The 22,266-nt window shown below is 29.1% G+C and carries 12 protein-coding genes and 1 other RNA gene; 11 read left to right on the forward strand and 2 right to left on the reverse strand.

All coding sequences use genetic code 11. The annotated features are described in order from the left end of the window. Positions 1-124: 124 nt before the first annotated feature. The 7 genes from dnaG (at position 125) to K292_RS0101455 (ending at position 8,965) form a co-directional block, all read left to right on the forward strand. Positions 125-1,933 (forward strand): DNA primase, encoded by a 1,809-nt coding sequence (gene dnaG / locus K292_RS15525; RefSeq protein WP_037372118.1) that lies wholly within the window; start codon positions 125-127, stop codon positions 1,931-1,933. A 2-nt stretch (positions 1,934-1,935) separates the two neighbouring features. Next, positions 1,936-3,084, forward strand: coding sequence for an RNA polymerase sigma factor RpoD (gene rpoD, locus K292_RS0101435; RefSeq protein ID WP_027398346.1), 1,149 nt, complete (start codon positions 1,936-1,938; stop codon positions 3,082-3,084). Between the two features lie 59 nt (positions 3,085-3,143). Then, positions 3,144-3,893, forward strand: a complete 750-nt coding sequence (locus K292_RS0101440) for a tRNA (adenine(22)-N(1))-methyltransferase (protein WP_051280122.1) — start codon at positions 3,144-3,146, stop codon at positions 3,891-3,893. A gap of 23 nt (positions 3,894-3,916) precedes the next feature. Then, positions 3,917-4,714 carry a Nif3-like dinuclear metal center hexameric protein gene (locus K292_RS0101445; RefSeq protein WP_027398348.1) on the forward strand — a complete coding sequence of 266 codons (798 nt, stop codon included), beginning with the start codon at positions 3,917-3,919 and terminating at the stop codon, positions 4,712-4,714. A gap of 11 nt (positions 4,715-4,725) precedes the next feature. Next, positions 4,726-5,076, forward strand: an RNA gene (gene rnpB / locus K292_RS17610) — RNase P RNA component class A. Between the two features lie 341 nt (positions 5,077-5,417). Next, positions 5,418-6,815, forward strand: a complete 1,398-nt coding sequence (locus K292_RS0101450; protein ID WP_027398349.1) for an MATE family efflux transporter — start codon at positions 5,418-5,420, stop codon at positions 6,813-6,815. A gap of 122 nt (positions 6,816-6,937) precedes the next feature. Further along, on the forward strand, positions 6,938-8,965 hold the full coding sequence (locus tag K292_RS0101455; protein ID WP_027398350.1) for a YcdB/YcdC domain-containing protein: 2,028 nt from the start codon (positions 6,938-6,940) through the stop codon (positions 8,963-8,965). A gap of 37 nt (positions 8,966-9,002) precedes the next feature. On the opposite strand, the gene K292_RS15530 is transcribed toward K292_RS0101455, so the two are convergent. Next, complete coding sequence (locus K292_RS15530) at positions 9,003-9,578, reverse strand: hypothetical protein (protein WP_051280124.1); 576 nt, start codon at positions 9,576-9,578, stop codon at positions 9,003-9,005. A 119-nt stretch (positions 9,579-9,697) separates the two neighbouring features. Between K292_RS15530 and K292_RS0101465 the strand changes: the two genes are divergently transcribed. The 4 genes from K292_RS0101465 to K292_RS0101485 all read left to right on the forward strand — a co-directional run bounded on the left by K292_RS0101465 (position 9,698) and on the right by K292_RS0101485 (position 21,306). Continuing rightward, positions 9,698-13,924 carry a 2-hydroxyacyl-CoA dehydratase gene (locus K292_RS0101465; RefSeq protein WP_037372121.1) on the forward strand — a complete coding sequence of 1,409 codons (4,227 nt, stop codon included), beginning with the start codon at positions 9,698-9,700 and terminating at the stop codon, positions 13,922-13,924. 181 nt (positions 13,925-14,105) lie between these two features. Continuing rightward, positions 14,106-14,837 (forward strand): YebC/PmpR family DNA-binding transcriptional regulator, encoded by a 732-nt coding sequence (locus K292_RS0101470; RefSeq protein WP_027398352.1) that lies wholly within the window; start codon positions 14,106-14,108, stop codon positions 14,835-14,837. A gap of 345 nt (positions 14,838-15,182) precedes the next feature. Then, complete coding sequence (locus K292_RS0101480; protein ID WP_084145854.1) at positions 15,183-15,536, forward strand: RsiV family protein; 354 nt, start codon at positions 15,183-15,185, stop codon at positions 15,534-15,536. Positions 15,537-15,810: 274 nt separating this feature from the next. Further along, positions 15,811-21,306: an AAA family ATPase gene (locus tag K292_RS0101485; protein WP_027398354.1), complete on the forward strand. Its 5,496-nt coding sequence runs from the start codon at positions 15,811-15,813 to the stop codon at positions 21,304-21,306. A gap of 175 nt (positions 21,307-21,481) precedes the next feature. Here the strand turns inward: K292_RS0101485 and K292_RS19490 are convergent, their stop codons facing one another. Further along, the gene (locus tag K292_RS19490) at positions 21,482-21,625 is read right to left on the reverse strand and encodes a putative holin-like toxin (protein ID WP_408605241.1); all 144 of its coding nucleotides are present in this window, start codon (positions 21,623-21,625) and stop codon (positions 21,482-21,484) included. Between the last annotated feature and the right edge of the window lie 641 nt (positions 21,626-22,266).

Raw genomic sequence — 22,266 nt, forward strand, 5'->3', positions numbered from 1 at the left:
TATCATAATAAAAAATAATTTAATAAAAAGTTTTATTTAAAAAAAGGAATGCCACAACTTTTGTCGAATATATACTCATGGTAATCGTTTATTTTTTATCAATGATATAAAGTGGGGAAATTTTGTGAGCATTGGTTTTAATGAAAACTTAGTTAATGAAATAAAAAGCAGGTGTAATATTGTTGACGTTATAGGTCGTCATGTGTCTCTGAAAAAAACAGGGAGTAATTATAAAGGAGTATGTCCTTTTCACAATGAAAAAACACCTTCTTTTGTCGTGTCAGAAAGCAAACAGATATTTACCTGCTTTGGGTGCGGAGCTACAGGTGATGTAATAGCTTTTGTTGAACGATATTATAATTTGGATTTTCAGGAAGCTATAGAAAAATTGGCAGGAGAATATGGAATAGAAATAAAAAATTACTCACAAAGGGAAGATAGAAATAAGAATGAATTATATGAAATTAATAGAGAAGCAGCAGCATTCTTTTACAGAAATTTTAAGAATAAATATAATCGGGCATATTCATATATGAAAAAGCGGGGGTTGAGTGATGAAATTCTTGTAAAATTTGGGATAGGATATGCTGACTCTAAATGGGACAGCCTTTATAAATACTTTATTAATAAAGGAATTAAAGCTGAATTGCTTTTAGAATTAGGACTTATATCTTATTCAAAGGGTAAATATTTTGATAAATATAGAGATAGAGTTATGTTTCCTATTATAAATACTCGAGGAAAGGTTATTGGATTTGGGGGACGGGCAATTGGAGATAGTATTCCAAAATATCTAAATTCACCCGAGTCACCGATTTTTTATAAAAAAAATAATTTATATGGATTAAATTTGACCAGACAGGAAATAAGTAAAGAAAAATTTGCTGTCTTAGTTGAAGGGTATATGGATGTAATTTCACTTTATCAAAATGGTATTAGGAATGTTTCAGCATCATTAGGTACTGCACTTACAGATAACCAGGCGATAATGCTGAAAAGATATACAGATAATATAGTATTATCATATGATTCTGATGATGCGGGACAAGCCGCTACTTTAAGAGGTTTAGATATTTTGCACAAGACAGGATGTAAAGTAAAAGCATTGAATATCAGTGATGGTAAAGACCCTGACGAATTTATCAAAAAAAATGGTAAAGATGAATATTTAAAATTAATACAAAAGGCTTTATCCTTTGTAGACTATAAAATATCAATTTTAAAAAATAAATATGATATTAATACAACTGAAGGTAGTGTAATATTTTTACAAGAAACGGCAAAAATATTGCAGAGGCTAAGTCCTATAGAAGCGGATATTTATATAAAAAAAATAGCTAAAGAAACAAAAATTTCAGAAGGGGCTATAAGACTTGAAATTTATGGCAATAATAACACAGAAAAAGATAATTTGAATCAAAATATTATAATTTATAATAAACATAAAAAACAAGAAAAAAATATACAGAGTACAAAAAAAATTAATTTATTGGAAAAAAACTTTATTAAGCTTATGCTGACGAAAAGTAGCTATATTCCTCGAATTATTCCTTATGAAGATATTTTTTCTGGGAAAGTTACATCTAAAATTTACCAAATTATTTTGTCAATATACAATGAAGATGAGGAAATTGATATTAAAAAGGTTGAGGATAGCTTAGAACCAGAAGAAAATGAAATGTTAAAGGAAATTTTAGATAATATTTATTTAGCTGATAAAGAAGAAGATGTTTTTCTTGATTGTGTTGCAAGTATTGAAAATAAAAAAATTGCTCAAAGGGAAAAACAAATTATAAAAATATTATCTGTTTTAGATGAAGAAGATAATAAAAAATTAGATGATAATGGTAATGAATATAGTATTGAGGATCTTATGAAGGAATTTATGGAAATTCAATCCCAAAAAAATGACAGAAGGAATAGGAGGGTTTAAATATGGCATACGAAGAAACAAGCGCTGAAAAGAAGTTTGAATTAGTTAATACGCTTATTCAAAAAGCCAAAAGTAAAGGTGCTATAACCTATAGAGAGATATCAGACTATTTAGATAACATCGATATGGATAAAGACCAAATGGATGATTTATATGATTCTTTAAATGCTATGGGTGTAGAAATTGTATCTGAGGTTGATCCGGATGACTTTGAAATATTGGCACTTGAGAAAGAGGAAGATGAAGAAGATGTTGTAAGTGAAGCTGATATTGTTGCTGCCGGAGGAGAGATCGACTTAGAATCAACTTTGCCAAAGGGTATTGCAGTAGATGATCCTGTAAGAATGTATTTAAAAGAAATCGGAAAAGTTCCTCTTCTTACAGCAAACGAAGAGATAAATTTAGCAAAGAAAATGGAACTTGGTGATGATGAAGCTAAAAAAAGGCTTTGCGAAGCTAACCTTAGATTGGTAGTTAGTATAGCTAAAAGATACGTAGGAAGAGGAATGTTATTTTTAGATTTAATTCAAGAAGGTAATCTAGGGTTAATTAAAGCGGTAGATAAATTTGACTGGAGAAAAGGATATAAATTCAGTACATATGCTACCTGGTGGATTAGGCAGGCTATTACAAGATCTATAGCAGATCAGGCCAGAACAATTCGAATTCCGGTGCATATGGTTGAAACAATAAATAAATTAATTAGAATTTCAAGGCAACTATTACAAGAATATGGAAGGGAACCAACCCCTGAAGAAATTGCTTTAGAAATGGATATTTCCGAGGAAAAGGTTAGAGAAATTTTAAAAATTGCTCAAGAGCCTGTTTCATTAGAAACTCCAATAGGTGAAGAGGAGGATAGTCATTTAGGAGATTTTATTCCGGATGATGATGTTCCGGCGCCAGCTGAAGCAGCGGCTTTTTCAATGTTAAAAGAACAGTTAGTTGAAGTTTTAGATACTCTAACGGATAGAGAACAAAAAGTTCTTAAGCTTAGATTTGGTCTTGATGACGGTAGAGCAAGAACTTTAGAAGAAGTTGGAAGAAGATTTGATGTAACAAGAGAGAGAATAAGACAAATTGAAGCAAAAGCATTAAGAAAGCTGAGACATCCAAGTAGAAGTAAAAAATTAAAAGACTATCTTGAATAAGTTATTTAATAGTCCAGTTTATTTAATAGACTGGACTATTATAGTTAGGAGACCTTAAAATGATAAAGTTGACAGATCGATTGCAAAAGATAGCAGATTTTATTGATAAAGGTGAAACGATGGCAGATATTGGTACTGATCATGGATTTTTACCTATATATTTATGGCAAAATAATATTTGCCCGCATGTTATTTTAAGTGATATTAATAAAGGTCCACTGGAAAAGGCAGATAATAATATTAACATATATTGTCCTGACAATAGTTTTGATGTTCGATTAGGAAGTGGTTTAGAAAAATTAGAACTACGAGAGGTTGATGATATAGTAATAGCCGGTATGGGAGGTCTTCTTATTATAAATATATTATCTTCTGATGTAAATAAGTCTAAGAGTTATAAAAAGTTTATTTTTCAACCGAGAAATGCTCCAGAAAAATTAAAAAAATGGCTTTTGGAAAATGGGTTTTATATTCTTGATTCATGTTTAGTGAGAGAAGGAAAATATATTTGGGAAATCTTTTTAGCTGTTCCTGAAAATCAATTAATGTATAATAATATTAATAATTTTAAAATAGTTTTAAATAAAGATAAAATTACTGATCCAATTGATTTAGAGATAAGTTCTATTTTGTATGAAAAAAAAGATCCATTATTAGTGGATTTTATAAAGAACAAAATTAAAATAGAAGAGAAGATTCTTAATGCAATTTCAAATTCTAAGAATATAAAAAATAAGGATAAGGTAAATAAAATTAAGGAAAGAATAGTTAAGTTAGAATTTGCATTAAAAAAAGCATATGAAATTTAAATATTATACAGAAAGGTAATAATATGGGTATTAGTTATAAAGAATTAATCTCAAATGTGGAAAAAATTGCTCCGAAGGAATTAGAAGAAACATGGGATAACTGTGGAATACAAATTAATGTGGCAAAAGAGGAAATAAATAAAATTCTTATTGCCCTGGAAATAACAAAAGAGGTTATAACTGAAGCTAAAGAACTTAATGCAGATTTTATAATAACTCATCATCCGTTAATATTTAATAGATTAAATATGGTTGACAATAATTCAGTTATTGGAAGTTATGTGATAGAATTAATAAAAGCAGGAATTTCTGTATATTCTGCACATACGACTTTTGATTCAGTAGTTGGCGGAAATAATGATTATATGGCAGAACTTATAGGATTACAGAAAGTTAAATTTTTTGAATCAAAAAATCCTGCTGAACATATTATAGGAAGATTTGGAGAACTTAAAGAAAATGTGACTTTGCAAGAATTATGCAGGCATATATGTAACGTATTAAATATTTCCGATGGTATTAAAGTTGTCGGTGAGCCTAATAAATTGATTAAACGAATAGGTTTATGCACTGGGGCTGGGGGAGATATTATTACACATGCAATAGAATATAATTGTGACTTGTTTATTACAGGTGATGTAAGCTATCATGAAGCTCAGAATGCAAAAGAATCGGGAATATGTATAATTGATGCAGGACATTATGGAACTGAAAAAATATTTGTAGAAAATTTTGCTAAAAAACTTAAAAATTTAATTGGCACAAATATACAAATATTTTTATCTAAAAAAGATTTAAATCCATTTAGATTTATGTTATAATTAATACCAAATGAGTAAGCCAGACAATCGCGGGTATAATATTATACCTGAGGAAAGTCCGGGCTCCATAGGGCATGGGTGCCGGATAACGTCCGGCGAAGGTGACTTTAGGGAAAGTGCAACAGAAACATACCGCCTAACGACTTTTGTCGTGGTAAGGTTGAAATGGTGAGGTAAGAGCTCACCGGCAGTATGGTAACATGCTGGCCGTGTAAACCCCACCTGGAGCAAGGCCAAATAGGGCATGAAAAGCGGCGGCCCGTCGCTGCCCGGTATGGTAGGCCGCATGAGCGTCTGGTAACAGTACGCCTTAGATAGATGATTGTCTAATACAGAACCCGGCTTATAGGCTTGCTCATAGTTACATAATAACTGAGATTTTTTATATGTAGAATATAATTCTTACATTAATATATAAGTTGACACTATGAGAAAAAGAATGATATAATATCAATAAAATGAGATGTTTTACGACCTAAAGTGTATCTACGTATTTCAAATTGTATACATGTTTATATCTTATAGATAAAATTTTATTAAATTGATTTTAATTAATCCCTATTTTTAGGGATTTTTTTAAATAATAAGAAATACATATAAAATTTTCTTGTTTAATAAGGTAAGTGAAAAGTGGCTTAAGCCACATTTTTTAGTAATAAAAGCTTTCAAGACATAACTATTTAAAGGGAGGAGATTAAAATATATGGATGAAATTAACAATGTAAAACTAGAAACAGAAAAAGAAGGTCTGCAATTAAATAAGATGGGTATTATGCCCGTTGGTAAATTACTTTTTACCATGTCGTTACCGGCAATGGTTTCAATGATTATACAAGCATTATATAATATAGTAGATAGTATATTTGTTGGTCATATAAATGAAACTGCTTTGGCTGCCGTAACTCTTATTTTCCCCATACAGCTTCTCTTAATTGCAGTTGGCGTGGGGACAGGAGTAGGATTAAATTCATTAATATCAAGAAGATTAGGTGAACAAAAATATGATGAGGCTAATAGTGCAGCAAGCCATGGAATTTTATTAGCCTTTGTAAATTGGATTTTTTTCGCCATATTTGGAATTTTCTTTTCTGAAGTATTTATAAAAGCTTTTTCTGACAGTCCGCAAATTATAGATTATGCAATTGATTATTGTAAGGTTGTAACGATCTTTTCATTATTTATTTTTATAGAGTTAAATATTGAAAAAATTTTACAAGCTACAGGAAATATGATTTCTCCTATGATATCCAATATGGTAGGGGCTATTACAAATATTATATTGGATCCTATTTTAATATTCGGATTGCTTGGTGCTCCGAAATTAGGAGTTTTAGGTGCAGCGATTGCAACTGTAATTGGTCAGTTTGTGTCAATGGTTATAGGTTTAATGTTATTATTTTTAATAAAAAACGAAGTTCATGTGAGTTATAAAAATTTTAAAATTTCCTGGGGAACCATAAGTAATATTTATTCTGTAGGTTTGCCTGCTATTATAATGCAAGCTATAGCTTCAGTAATGATAGGGGGCTTAAATATAATTTTAATTTCATTTTCAGAAGCTGCGGTTGCAGTATTAGGTGCATATTTTAGGCTTCAATCATTTATTTTTATGCCTGTTTTTGGTCTTATGCAAGGAACCATGCCCATTTTAGGATATAACTTTGGGGCAAGGAATAAGGAAAGATTAATTCATGCATATAAATTGGCGTTAATAACATCCTTGATTATTATGTTTATAGGAGTGATTGTATTTCAATTATTTCCAGCTTCCTTACTTAATTTGTTTAATGCTTCTTCAGACATGATTGAAATTGGAGTAAGAGCTTTAAGAATTATCAGTACTTGTTTTATTTTCGCTGCATTTGGAATTATAACAGCTACTTTATTTCAAGCAACAGGTCATGGACTGCTTAGTTTGATTGTTTCATTGTTGAGACAACTAATTTTAATTTTACCATTATCATATGCACTATCTTATTTTTATGGTTTGGACTATGTTTGGCTTGGGTTTCCCCTTGCGGAAATATTCAGTACCATTACAATAGCTATATTTTTAAAGCATATTTATAATAAAGAGATAAAAAATTTAGATTCTGTATAGTGTCTGGAAAGAAAATAATTAAATATTACATAAAAGTTCCATTTTTTTTATAAAAATTGGAACTTTTTTATTTCTTATACGTCATAAATATATATTATTAAAAGAAAAGGAGAAAGAAGGAGATGAAAAGACCAATTAGTATAATCTTAATCATTGCCTTACTTATTATAACAGGTATACCTGTTTATGCAGGCAGTGATGATAGTATAAGCTTGGAAAAAGCTATTAAAACTGTTAAAAGTATAATTACAATTCCAAGCGATTATACAGAATTTAACTACTCAAAGGATGAATATAATGAGGAAGGAGGTAAGGAGATAAAGTGGGACTTAACATGGAGTAATAAAGAAAACGATAAAGAAATTTATGTTGTTGTGAGCAATGATGGATATCTTTTAAGATACAGTAAAAATTTATATAATGATAATAATGATGGCCTTGGGAGTATTACAAAAGAGATGGCAATAAAAACAGCGGAAGAATTTTTATTAAAAGCAAGGCCTGATTTAGCAAAAAAAATGAAATTAAAAGAAACTAGTGATTCAAATACATCTATTTTTAATTTTGAGTATCAGCTTTATGAAAATAATATTCCTGTTGATTTCATGGAAGCAACGGTTGAAATTGATAAGTTCACCGGGGAAGTTATCGATTATTATGGATTAGATTCTACTTTCCCGTCATTTCCTGATAAAGATGGTATTATTGACAAAGAGACTGCGAAAAAAACTTTTCTTGATAATTCAGGAGTCCAATTAAAATATTATTCCTATTATGATGGAAAAAAAGAATCATTAAAAATATTTCCGGCGTATTCTGTATCAAATAAGAATAAAGCGGTAGATGCAAAGACAGGTGAATTTGTAAATATATATTATGGTGATATATACGGCTCAACTTCAATGAAGGAAGCATCTATGGATACTGCTGCCGGTAATGAACTGACGAGAGAAGAACTTGAAGCCATAGACAATGTATCTTCCCTCATTTCAAAAGAAAAAGCAGAAAGTTTGTGTAGAAGTATTGTACCGGGAATTACTTCATCTATGAAAGTAACTAATTCGCATCTTACGAAGAATTATATTGATAAGGAACAATATATTTGGAGAATTGGATTTGATAAAGCATTTGCGAAATTAAATGCAAAGTCTGGTAAATTGATTTCTTTCTACATATACAGAGATTATGATAATGATGTAAAGGGCGGCATTTCAAAAGAAAAAGCACAGAGTATTGCAGAATCATTTGCAAAAAAAATTGATAATGAAAAATTTGAGCAAACTTCTTTAGGTGAAGACTCTCAAATTGTGCCTTATGTAAATGAAGAAGATGATTTAAGAGATTATAGTTTTAAATATGAGAGAATTGTTAATGGAATTCCTTTTGCAGATAATTCTATCAATATTACCGTAAACAAAGCAGATGGTAAAATTCTTCAATATGATTGTAAATGGTATGATAATGCAGAATTTCCTTCTATAGATAAAGCTATGGTAAAGGATAAAGCTTTTGATACATATGATAAGTATTGTAATTATGATTTAATGTATGTAAAGACAGATAAAGATAAATCTTCTCTTGTATATACTTTTCGTGATTCTGTAAATTACTATATTGATCCTGTCACAGGAGAAAAACTTGATTGGAAAGGTGATACTTATAGAGAAAAAGAAATACCTGAGTATACTGATATAAAAGGGCATTGGTGTGAAAAAAATGTAAACAGCTTGCTTGAAAGTGGTTATTATATTGAAGGGGAACAATTCAACCCAAACAGTAAAATAACTCAGATAAAATTTTTAAGGTATTTATATTCGCCTGAACAATCATATTATGATGATGAAGAATTTTATGATATGCTTAAGTCAAGAGATATTATTCTTGAAAATGAAATAGATAAAGATAAAAATATTACACGTAATGAAGCTGCAAAATTTGCAGTAAGATATATGGGTCAGGGGAAATCTGCAGAACATCCTGAAATATTTTTAAATCCGTTTAAAGATAAAGTAGAAAACGAATATAAAGGATATGCAGCAATATGCTATGGATTAGGAATTATGAAGGGGGATAAAAAAGAACGGTTTAATGGTAATAATGTAGTAAGCAATGCGGAAGCATCTGCAATCATTTATAATTTACTACAGTAAAGTAAACTAAATAAGCGGTGGATTTTTAGTCCATCGCTTATTTTATGAAGACTATATTCTTTGAACTTAATCTTATATCTTCAGAATCCATTTGTACTAAATCAAAAATTAGGGGATCACATATTAGACGTTTCCAAACCGTATAAGTAGCTTTTATAAATCTTTCCTCAAGCTTAATATTATCGGTAATTAGAGGACATGAGTATGGTAATTCTACTGTTGAAAGAACAAGTTTAAGCTCATTAGCTTCAGTCAGGTAAGGAGACAGAGGGAAAAATCTGCATTGCAGAGGCCTCATTTCTCTAGGACAATGAGGCGGCGTTTTACATCTGACAAAATATATTTTACCAAACCATGACTCAGGAAAATCATAATCTTCGGCATATTCTATGTTCCATTTCAACCAAGCTTCTTTCATTGTAAATAACTTATCTTCTCCAGGAAGAAGATAAATTCCCATATCATAATCCAGACTATCTTCGCCGCTGCCATCTCCTCCACATGAACAGCAAGCAGCACCACAAAGCTTACCACAATCATAATTGAGGGGACTGACCCTATCTAGTAGTCTGTAAATTGCTTTATATGTATTTTTTCTAATAGAACTTTTCATAATAAAAGTATTATACACTATATTTAGTATATGAATAAGTCTTTAAGTGAAAAATTTTTTTTTTGATTTTGGAATATTAACATGCTATAATATAATAACTTTATCTGGGAGGATAGTGGATGAATATGATGAAACTAGGAATTGACGTAGGCTCAACTACTGTTAAAGTTGTCTTATTAGATAACGATAATAATATAGTATTTAATAGATATGAAAGGCATATGTCCAGTATATTTGAAAAAGTTTCCGAGCTTATGAAGGAACTTTATGAAAATTTTAAGGATATATCTGTTACTGTATCTATTACAGGTTCCGGTGGACTTTCATTATCTACTCTTTTAGGAATCCCCTTTGAACAAGAAGTTATTGCATGCAGTACAGCCGTAGAAAATTTTATACCAGAAACAGATGTTGCTATTGAACTTGGCGGTGAAGACGCCAAGATTACTTTTTATGGAGCTACTATAGAGCAAAGAATGAATGGTACTTGTGCTGGAGGTACTGGTGCTTTTATAGATCAAATGTCAGTATTACTAAATACTGATGCAGAAGGATTAAACGAAAGTGCAAAAAATCATAGTTTAATTTATCCAATAGCCGCAAGGTGTGGTGTTTTTGCTAAAACTGATATTCAACCTTTAATAAATGAAGGTGCAAAGATTGAAGATTTAGCAGCATCCATATTTCAGGCCGTTGTAAATCAAACTATAAGTGGCTTAGCTTGTGGAAGAACTATACGAGGGAATGTGGCATTTCTAGGAGGACCATTATCTTTTCTATCTGAATTAAGAAATCGTTTTATTGTAACATTAGGATTAAAAGATGAGCAGATTATATTTCCTGAAGATTCTAAATACTATGTAGCAATAGGGGCAGCTATTATTTCTAGTAAAAATGATCCTATTGCTCTTAAAACTATTATAGAAAAAATACAAAATGCAAAACATGAAATGTTTTCGGAAACAAAGCACGTTGAACCTTTGTTTAAAGATTATACAGAATATGAAGAATTTAAATCAAGGCATGATAAGAACAGAATTAAACGTCGTGAATTAAAAAAAGCAAAGGGAAAAGTATTTTTAGGCATAGATGCAGGATCAACTACTACGAAAGCTGCATTGATTGATGATGAAAAATATTTATTATATTCATTTTATAGAAATAACGAAGGAAAGCCTTTGGAAGCAACAATGACAATGCTAAGAGAGGTTTATTCATTGCTGCCTGAGACAGCCTATATTGCAAATGCTGTTGTTACCGGATATGGAGAAGGCTTAATAAAGGCTGCTTTTAATGTGGATATGGGCGAAATTGAAACCATGGCCCACTATAAGGCCGCGGAAGAGTTTCAGCCGGGAGTTGAATTTATTTTAGATATTGGCGGTCAAGATATGAAATGTATGAAAATAAAAGATGGCGCAATATATAATATAATGCTGAACGAAGCTTGTTCTTCAGGATGTGGCTCTTTTGTTGAAACCTATTCAAAGTCAGTTAATATGGATATTGAGTCTTTTTCAAAAGAAGCACTTTTTGCTAAAAAACCTGTAGATTTAGGAACTAGATGCACTGTTTTTATGAATTCAAAAGTAAAACAGGCTCAAAAAGAAGGTGCAACTATTGGTGATATTTCAGCAGGTTTATCTTATTCGATAATAAAAAATGCCTTATATAAAGTAATTAAACTAAGAAATCCAGAAGAAGCGGGAGAAAAAATAGTAGTACAAGGTGGTACTTTTTTAAATGATGCTATCCTTAGAAGTATAGAAAAAATAATAGGAAAGAATGTGATACGTCCTGATATTTCAGGAATTATGGGAGCCTATGGTTCTGCAATTATTGCAAAAGAAAATTATGTGGAAAATACAGACTCTAATATTATTAAGCTAGAGGATATGAATTGCTTTACAGTAAAAAATACAAATACCAGATGCAAAAGGTGTGAAAATAATTGTTTGCTTACAATAAATCAATTTAGTAACGGTGATAAATTTATTACAGGCAATCGATGTGAAAAAGGTGCAGGGAAGGAATCCCAATCAGAGGAAATTCCAAATTTATATGATTATAAATATAAGAGGGTTTTTGGATATGAGCCACTTGAAGAGATATATGCACCAAGAGGTGTTATTGGAATTCCAAGAGTTTTAAATATGCATGAAAATTATCCATTTTGGTTTACCTTTTTTACCAACTTGGGATTTAGAGTAGTATTATCCCCTGTATCATCAAAGTCTATTTATGAGATGGGTATGGAAACTATTTCATCTGATACTGTATGTTATCCGGCAAAGCTTGTTCATGGCCATGTTAAGTGGTTAGTAGATAATGGGGTAAAATGGATATTTTATCCTTGTATTAACTATGAGATTGAAGAAGACAATACAGCGCCAAATCATTATAATTGCCCAATTGTGGCAACTTATCCGGAAGTTATAGCAAAAAATATGGATGATGTTTTTGAAGAAAAAGATGTTAAATTCAGCCATCCATTTTTACCGTATGATAATGATGAAAGGCTTTCAAAACAACTTTATGAATTAATGAGAAGTTTAAATTTTGGATTAAATGAAATTATAAAAGCAGTAAAAGCTGCGAGAAAAGAAGAAAAGAAATTTAAAGATGATATTAAGAAGCAAGGTGCAATAGTTATAAAATATATAAATCATCATAATAAAAAAGCCATAGTTTTATCAGGAAGACCTTATCATATAGACCCAGAAATTAATCATGGTATAGATAAGCTTATAACCTCTTTTGGTATGCCTGTATTAACTGAGGATTCAATTGCCCATTTTACAAAAATTAATAGACCGCTTAGAGTTTTGGACCAATGGATGTATCATTCAAGATTATACAGAGCAGCAGAAGTAGTTGGAAGAAATAAGAATATAGAGATGATACAGCTTAACTCTTTTGGATGCGGACTTGATGCTGTTACCACAGATCAAGTAGAAGAAATATTAGAGAAAAAAAATAAGCTGTATACCGTATTAAAAATAGATGAAGGATCTAATCTTGGCGCTGCTAAGATTAGAATCAGATCTTTAAAAGCTGCTATGGATGAAAGGGAAAAGAATAATGTAAATTATATTAATAATCAGAGTGTATTTAAAAGAAAAATATTTACTAAAAATATGAAAAAAGATTATACTCTGCTTATTCCTCAAATGTCACCAATACATTTTGAACTATTAGAACCTGCGGTAAAAAGTTGTGGATATAATGTAAAACTTCTTCCAATTGTGGATAAACATGCTGTAGAAGAGGGATTAAAGTATATTAATAATGATGCTTGTTATCCGACAATTGTAACACTAGGTCAGATTATATCCAGTTTGAAGTCTGGTAATTATAATTTAGATAAGTGTGCAGTTTTTATGTCACAAACCGGTGGAGGTTGCCGTGCAAGTAATTATGTAGCCTTGCTCCGAAAAGCACTGGTTGATCTTAATATGGATCAGATTCCTGTTGTTTCAGTAAATATGGCAGGATTGGATAAAGATCCGGGATTTAAAATAACAATGTGCATGATTAAAAGAGCATTGATGGCATTTATTCTAGGTGATGTACTTATGCGGGTTTTATATGCTACAAGACCTTATGAAGAGGTTTCAGGGTCGGCGGATAATCTTTATAAGAAGTGGAATAAAAAGTGTAAAGTAATTATTGAAAAAGGTCATATAAGTTCATATAAAAAAACCTTGAAAGCTATTGTAAAAGATTTTGATAACATTCCTCTTAAAGATATTAAAAAACCCAAAATTGGAGTGGTAGGTGAGATTCTTGTTAAATATCATCCTAATGCAAATAATGATATAGTTAAAATTATAGAAGAAGAAGGGGGAGAAGCGGTAGTACTTGACTTGATAGATTTCTTTTTATATGGAATGTATAGTAAGGAATATAATTTTAAATATCTTTCAGGTAAATATAGTACTATGCTTGGAAATACCATTGCAATTAAAGTTGTGGAATTTTTTAGAGAACCGGCTAGACTGGCATTCCGTGAAAGCAAACGTTTCAATGCTCCTTTATATATTCAAGAATTAGCTGAAAAAGCTAAAAAAATAACTTCACTTGGTAATCAATATGGTGAAGGCTGGTTACTTACAGCGGAAATGATAGAACTGATAGATAGTGGTGTAGAAAATATTGTATGTTTACAACCATTTGCATGTCTTCCTAATCATGTTACTGGTAAAGGTATGATGAAGGCACTTAGAAAATATAATCCTTTGGCAAACATCGCGGCCATAGATTATGATCCGGGTGCCAGTGATGTAAATCAGCTAAATAGAATAAAGCTTATGATGTCTACAGCATATAGAAATATGGAGAATTAATTGAAAAATAGTATATGTTATGATATAATTTTTTAATGAATTTGGTTAGATTTGAATGAAAGACCGTGTATAAGATTTACAAAAGCTAAAGAACATGGCAAATTATCTCATTAATAATTTAGTTATTAATATGAAATAATGTATGACATAACCAAGTATATAACATAAAGGAGAATTAAATATGGGAAGACATGGAACAATTGCGGGACGAAAAGCAGCGCAAGATTCAAAAAGAGCAGCAATGTTCACAAAATATTCAAGAGCAATAACAGTGGCAGCAAAGAATGGTGGAGATCCGGAATATAATGCATCACTTAAAGTTGCAATAGAAAAAGCTAAGAGCATTAATTTGCCAAATGATAATATTAATAGAGCTATTAAAAAAGGAACGGGAGAACTTGAAGGGGAAACCTACGAAGAATTAAATTTTGAAGGATATGGAGTAGGTGGTGTAGCAGTTATTGTTGAAGCATTAACTGATAACAAAAACAGAACGACTGCATCTGTAAGATCAACTTTTGATAAGTTTGGTGGTAACCTTGGAGCGCCGGGATGTGTATCTTATATGTTTGCCAGAAAAGGTATTGTTATTATAGAAAAGACAGACAGCGTTGATGAAGATACTTTAATGGAAGCTGCTCTTGAAGCAGGTGCAGAGGATATGATTGTACATGATGATTCTTTTGAAATTCAAACAGATCCGTCAGCATATACCGATGTACATAGTGCATTAACAGCTGCAGGTTATGAATTACTTGAATCTGATATTGAATATGTTCCATCTATGGAATCGGCCCCAAAAGATGAGCATGATATCAAAAAGCTTAAGAAAATGATTGATCTTCTTGAAGAAAACGACGATGTACAGAAGGTCCACCACAACTGTAGCTTAGATTTAGATGATATTGAGTAGTTGAAATTCAGTGTTTGTAAGATATACTGAATTGATAATTATATAACTTTTCATTTTAAATAATGATATATAATTAAATGCGTTTGTTATGAGATACTGCAAATTGTATATATTATAAATTTTACCTCTTATATTTTGGAAATAATAAGTATAAGAGGTTTTTATATTGTTATTTACTTTTCTGTGACATATCTAAAGAAAACTTAAAATTATTATGTTTATTGATGTTATTTCATGTAAAGATGGAGTTCTGTCTGTAAAAATAACAACTTTAGAAGTACAGGCATCTGGATATGAGACAATAAAAGGAATTAATATTGATTTGGTGAATAATAAGGTGATTGAATTAAAGGAGATCAGTTTAAGGATAACGCAGATTATGTGGGAATAATAAGTGATTATATTAAAACTCAGATGAAGGAACAAATGAAAAAAGATGAAAATATTGTATATTTTTTAGTCAATGAAACTACACCGTTTAAAAAAATTAAAAAAGATCAGACTTATTTTATTGATGAAAATAAGAATTTGATAATTGCTTTTGATGAATACAAATTAGGTCCTGGCTTTATGGGCCATGTGGAATTTACTATTCCAGATGAACTTATTAAAGCAATCAGAAAGCAATCAATATTTCAAACATATGTTTTGTTTTTTAACCCTCCTATAAAAAGATATAGGGGGTTTTTATTTATGTAAAAAATATAGCTATGACATAGATGAATATAAAAAAGCATATTAATGATTGCCTGTAATTCCAGTTATAAAGATTCTATTGATTTGAATATTAATTATTTATTTTATTAAGATTCTTTTGTATTATGTTAATTATGTAAATTTATAAATAAATAATGAATGTTAATACTCATTAAATTATAATAGTTTTAAAGGGTTTATAAGGAGACACATAATGAAACAATAGTAAATGAGTGGATATTAGAATTAAGAATGTTAGTATTAGGAGGAAAATTTTATGTCTTTTATACATTGCAATAAATATAATAAAAAATTATCCAATAATGTAAAGGTATTTTATAAATTACCACAAGATATAAATAATATAAAGAAACTAAGCCATAAATATAATGAAAGAGTAGTAAATACAGAAAAAGATTATGAAATTATAAAAGAAATTTATAGTTATCAGTATACAACAGTTTTTAAAGCATTAAATATTAAAGAGAATAAAAGTTATATAATTAAAGTTCTAAATACTGAATTTAATAATCCAATAAATGTATCCAAGATTAAAAACAAATATGATTTGTTAAAGAAGATTAAAAGTAAATATGTTATAAAGGTTAATTGTTATCTTGAGTTTAATAATAATTTTTCCGTTGTACTCGAGGATTTTGGAGGAATTCCCTTATCCCAATATATAAATAATCACTGCTTTAAATTAAAAGAGTTTCTTCAAGTTGCATTAAAAATAACAAAATGCATTAGATTTATTCACAGTAAACATATTATACATAATAATATAAGCCCATTAAATATTCTTTATAATCCTCATAATAATATGATAAAGTTGTTTGGTTTTGAAAATTCATCTGAATTTTCTTTTGAAACTTTAGAAGCACTAAATCCTAATATATTTCATGACAAGTTATATTATATATCGCCGGAACAAACGGGAAGAATGAACGGACCAATAGATTATAGAACAGATTTTTATTCCTTAGGTATAACACTTTATGAATTAGCTTGCAGAAAATTACCTTTTAACTTTACTGATGCAGCTGATATTGTTTATTTTCATATGGCAAAGACGCCGGTATTTATAAATGAAATTAATCCAAGTTTTCCTTGTATTGTATCTAAAATAATATTAAAACTTATGGAAAAAATGCCTGAGGATAGATACAAAAGCTCCGATGGAATTATACTTGATTTACAAGAATGTCTAAATCAATTAGAAGAAAAAGGTATTATTGATGAGTTTGAACTTGGTAAAAATGATAGATTAGATAAGTTTGAAATATCAAAAAAGATATACGGAAGAGATAAAGAAATAAAAAAATTACTTAATATTTTTGCAAGATCGGTTAAAAGAGGGGCAGAGTTAGTTTTTGTAAGTGGATATTCTGGAATTGGCAAAACAGCAATAGTAAATGAACTTCATAAACCTATATTGAAAAGTCATGGAATATTTCTTTCTGGGAAATGTGATCAGTATAATAAAAATGTTCCTTATTCCGCATTATTTAACGCATTAGATCAATTTTGCAACTATGTTTTATCTGATTCGGAAGATGAGGTTAAAAATTGGAAGAAAAAAATATTAGATTCTTTGGGCGATAATGGTGATTTACTTATCGAAGTGATCCCAAAGCTGAAATTAATTATAGGTAATCAACCTAAACTAGTTAAAGATTCTATTATAGAGGTACAAAACAAATTTAGTATTGCTTTGCAAAATTTATTGAAGGCTATTTCATCAGAAAGACATCCAATTGTATTTTTTATTGACGATCTTCAATGGATTGATGTTGATTCATTGGAATTATTTGAAAAAATAATATTTGATGATACTATAAGAGGGCTAATGTTTATTTGTACTTATAGAGAAAATGAGGTAGATTCAACACATTCATTAATGAAATCTATTAAAAGAATAAAAAAAGAGGATGGTTGCATAGAACATATACATTTAGATAATTTAAATGTTAATGACATTTCTCAAATTATACATAAAGTTTTCAATTGTAATAATGATGAAGTTTATAATTTGGCAAAAATAATTCATGAAAAAACATTGGGGAATCCATTTTATATAATTGAATTTTTAAAGTATTGTAATGCTAAAAAATTAATTTACTATAATATATCTGAAAAAAAATGGATGTGTAATGAACTGGACATAAAGAAAAGTAAAATATCTGATAATGTTGTTGTTTTTTTGATAGGTAAGATAAAAACACTTCCGGAAGCGACAAGAGAATTAATTTTAATAGCTGCATGTATTGGCAATCGTTTTGATATAAAAATTCTTTCGGCAATTTCAGGGAAAAGTTTGAAAAAAATAAATGAAGATTTAAAACCTGCTATAGATAGTGAAATGATTTATGTCTTAGGAAAAAATGAGTTAAATTCTGAAAAAGTTGAATTCCTATTTTGCCATGATAAATTTCAGCAAGCTGCATATTTGGCATTAGAAGAGGAAAAAAAGAAACTTATTTATAGAAGTATAGCAAATTATTATGAAACTACAGAAGGCTTAACAAATAATGCAAATCTTTTTTTAGTAGCGGAGCTTTATTCTAAATTATTAGGTAATATTGATAATGAGGAGCTTATAAAAATAATCAATATTTTTCTTAAAGCAGCAAAAGCAGCAAGAGTTACTTCGGCGTATGATATTGCCAAAAAATATCTTGAACTTATAATAAATATTTTGCCCCAGTCTCTTAAAAATGATGATTCTTTTATACAACTTTTATATACAGAATATCATTTGGTATTGTTTAGCTTAGCAGATTTTGAAGAGGTAGATAAGATTTATTACAAAATAGAAAAAATAACGAAAAATCCGCTTGAAATGGTTGATGCATGCTGTGTTCAATTAATAAGTCTTTCAAACAGAAGCAGATATACAGAAGCTTTTGTCCTTGGAATATCTCTCCTTAAAAAGCTTGGAGTAATTTATCCTGAGAATGATATAGAAGTTGTTATAAAAAAAGAGGTTGAAAAATTTTATTTATATTTGCAAGACGGAAGTATTAAAAAACTAGAAAAAAAAGAAATGCTTTCAGATGAAAAAGACAAAGCAATAGCAAAGCTTTTAAATAGGATTACAGCTGCAAGTGTATTTTTTAATCCACTAGCTTCATTTTGGACTGTTCTTGTAAGTGTAAATTTAATGGTTGAAAAGGGCGTTACAAATTTGTCCTTAGAAAATTTAGCTACTATAGCATTAGCGTTAGTTCCTCTTAAAAATGATTATTATACTGGATATCAACTTTCGAAAAAGTTGATATCTATTTTAGAGCAAAAGGGTTTTAAGGAAGAATTAAATAGGATATATCATACGCATAGTCTATTGAATTGCCATTGGTATGAACCTTTAGAAACGGCTGTTTTATATGCACATAAAGCTTATAAGGGGAATGTGGAAAATGGAGAATTTGAATTTTCTTGTTTTAGTTTTTTCACTTCTCAAACAGGTATATTAGAATTTTGCAATTCAATAGAAGAAATGCAGGAGGAAGTAGATGCGGCCTTAACCTTTACAAAACAAACAGGTAATCTTTATTCTCAAGAAGCTTTTGTTAGTTTCTTCCAATTGATAAAAGGATTAAAGGGAGAGACTTTTTGCTATGGAAGTTTTAATGATAATGATTTTAATGAAGAAGAATACTTAATTAAAATCCATGATAATAAAATTGCAGTATTTTATTTCTATGTTTATAAAGCATTTTTATCTGTGATATTTAGTGATTTTAAAAAAGCATATAAAATTATAAAAAAAGCTGCATTTTATTTATCTCATGTTCCACCGGCTTTTTATATAATAGCATTATTTCGTTTCTTAACTGCTATTTCTATTTGTAAAAGCATAAATGAGGAAGAATTTTCTAATCAAAAAGAAGAAATGAAAAACTTATTAGAAGAAAATCAAATATGGATGTATCAAAGAGCAAAAGATGCACCATTTAATTTTAAACATCTTTATAGTTTGGTACAAGCTGAAATAAAAGCATTGGAAGGAAAGTGTAATGAAGCTTTTAGATTATATGAAGAGGCTATGGTAGAAGCAGAACAAAATAAAAGACCTTATCATTATGCATTAATTTGTGAAATGACAGGTCAGAAATATTTGGAAATGGGTATAAAAAAAACAGCTAATTTTTATATTAAAGAGGCATATTTGGGATTTCAAGATTGGAAAGCTTCTGGCAAAGTTGAATGGATGAAAAAAAGATACAGGGAGGTTTTATTTTCAAATAGTAATTCTCAATTATTATCGATGGGTTATAATGATTTAAATTGTATAGATTTAAAGGCCATAATAAATGTGTCTCAGGCTATTTCAAGTGAAATAGAAACAAAAAAACTTCTTGAAAAATTAATGGAAATAGTAATACAGACTTCGGGAAGTACAATGGGTCATATATTTCTAAAAGATGAAAATAAAATAATTTTATTAGTTTCTGGTAATTTAAATAACAATACAGAATTAATAATTACTCATAAAGAAGTAGATTTAAACCATAAAGATTCTTTGAAAATTTTACCAGTTTCTATGATTAATTATGTTGCTATGACAAAAGAAGTATTAATAATTGATAATGTTTCTGCAAGCCAATTTATTTATGATAATTATTTTGAATCTAATAATATTAAATCTGCCATGTGCCTTCCTATTTTGCAGCAAAATACATTAAAAGGTATAGTTTATTTGGAGAATAATATTTTGTCAGGAGCATTTAATAAAAATAATAATAATATTGAAGTATTAAAAATGATATCATCACAAGCTGCAATTTCCATAGAAAATGCCTTTTTATATTCGAAACTTGAAAGAAAAGTAAAGGAACGTACTTTGCTGCTTGAAGACACGATTTCTAAGTTAAAAGAATCAAATTCTACTCTTGAAAAAGAAATTATAAATCGAAAAACTACTGAAAAAGCTTTAGAAGAAAGTGAAAGGCAAATTACTTTATCTAAGGAATATGATAAAATAAAAATGGAATTTTTTTCAAATATTTCTCATGAATTAAGAACTCCAATTAATGTTATTTTTTCTGCATTACAAATACATATGTTTAAAATAAAAGAATGTCAGTATAAAAGTGAGGTAAAGGATTGCTATAAATATGGTCATATAATGAAGCAAAACTGCTACCGTATATTAAGATTAATTAATAATTTGATTGATATTACCAAAATTGATTCGGGTTATATTAGTATAAATAAAACAAATATCAATATTGTTAGTCTTATAGAAAATATAACAGTTTCTGTAGCTGATTATATTGAAGAAAAGGGTATATTGCTTACTTTTGATACAAATGTGGAAGAAAAAATTATTGCCTGCGATCCGGAAAAGATAGAAAAAATTATTCTTAATTTACTATCAAATTCAGTAAAATTTACGCCAAGAGGAGGTAATATTGAAGTTTATATTCATGATGGTATTGAAAATATTTGTATAAGGGTAAAAGATACCGGAAGAGGTATTCCAAAAGAAAAGCAAGATTTAATATTTAAGAGGTTTGTTCAGGTTGATAAATCTTTTACAAGAGATCATGAAGGCAGTGGGATAGGACTTTCACTTGTTAAGGACCTGGTAGAAATTCATGATGGGAAAATATTACTTAAAAGCAGTGAGGAACATGGCTCTGAGTTTATTATATATCTGCCGTGCATAACAGTTAATACTGAAGATAAGGGAATTCAATATTGTGAAAAACTATCCAAAAGTCAAATAGAAAAAATTAACATAGAGTTTTCGGATATATATAATTAAATAATAAAAATTATAATTAGAAACGAGTAATAAAATATAATTTGACGAATAAAGTGATATATCTTATAATATAAATAACAAAAGGATTACCGCTTTTCGCATGGCGGTTAATCTATAAATACAGAGATTTAAGAAACAACCGTCTAAACCGAAAAGGAATTAGGCGGTATTTCTTTTATTTCTTATTATGCAAGCATAAGGAAATAATTGCTACAATTAATAAACCAAACTGAAACAGTTCTGAATATGTAATCATAACTATCACCCCCTTTCGAGAGTGACCAACCGCCAAACGGTAATCCTGAAAATAGTATACCATTGCGAACAAATGTTTACAAGATGAAATAATAAAAAATTAGATATAATTGACAAAAGATATTAATCATATTTTTTTATAATATCTAATAATTTAGGAATTACTATTTGACGAATAAAATTATATAACATAGATAATAAAAGGATTACCGCTTTTGCAATGGTGGTTAGTCCTATAAACAAGAGTTTAATAGACAGCCATCTAAATTGCCAGTTTAGGTGGCTGAACTATTTTTTGTATTTTAATATTTTCAATACAAATTGTTACACGAAGGGAAATAATCCTTACATTAACAAGAGAATAAGTAAATAGCCCATCATATGAACGTACATAGCATCACCTCCTTATAGAGGAAAGTGACCAGCCACCAAGTGGTAAGCCCTAATATAGTATAACGCTACGAACAAATGTTTACGATATAATAAAAAGAAGAAATCAATTATATTTTATTATAGATTTTAATATTCTTATTTTTGTGATAATTTTAACCCTATGTTGTAATGATATAAAACTTTTAATTTAATACTGGGATATTATTTGAAAAAGTTAAATAGTAAAATCTTTTAGAAGTGTAGTGTGTATTATTAATTTATTTAAAGGTAATATGAATCAAACCAGAAAAATAATGAATGTAATAGCATATA

The organism is Anaerovorax odorimutans DSM 5092, from assembly GCF_000426305.1.
Lineage (GTDB): Bacteria > Bacillota > Clostridia > Peptostreptococcales > Anaerovoracaceae > Anaerovorax > Anaerovorax odorimutans.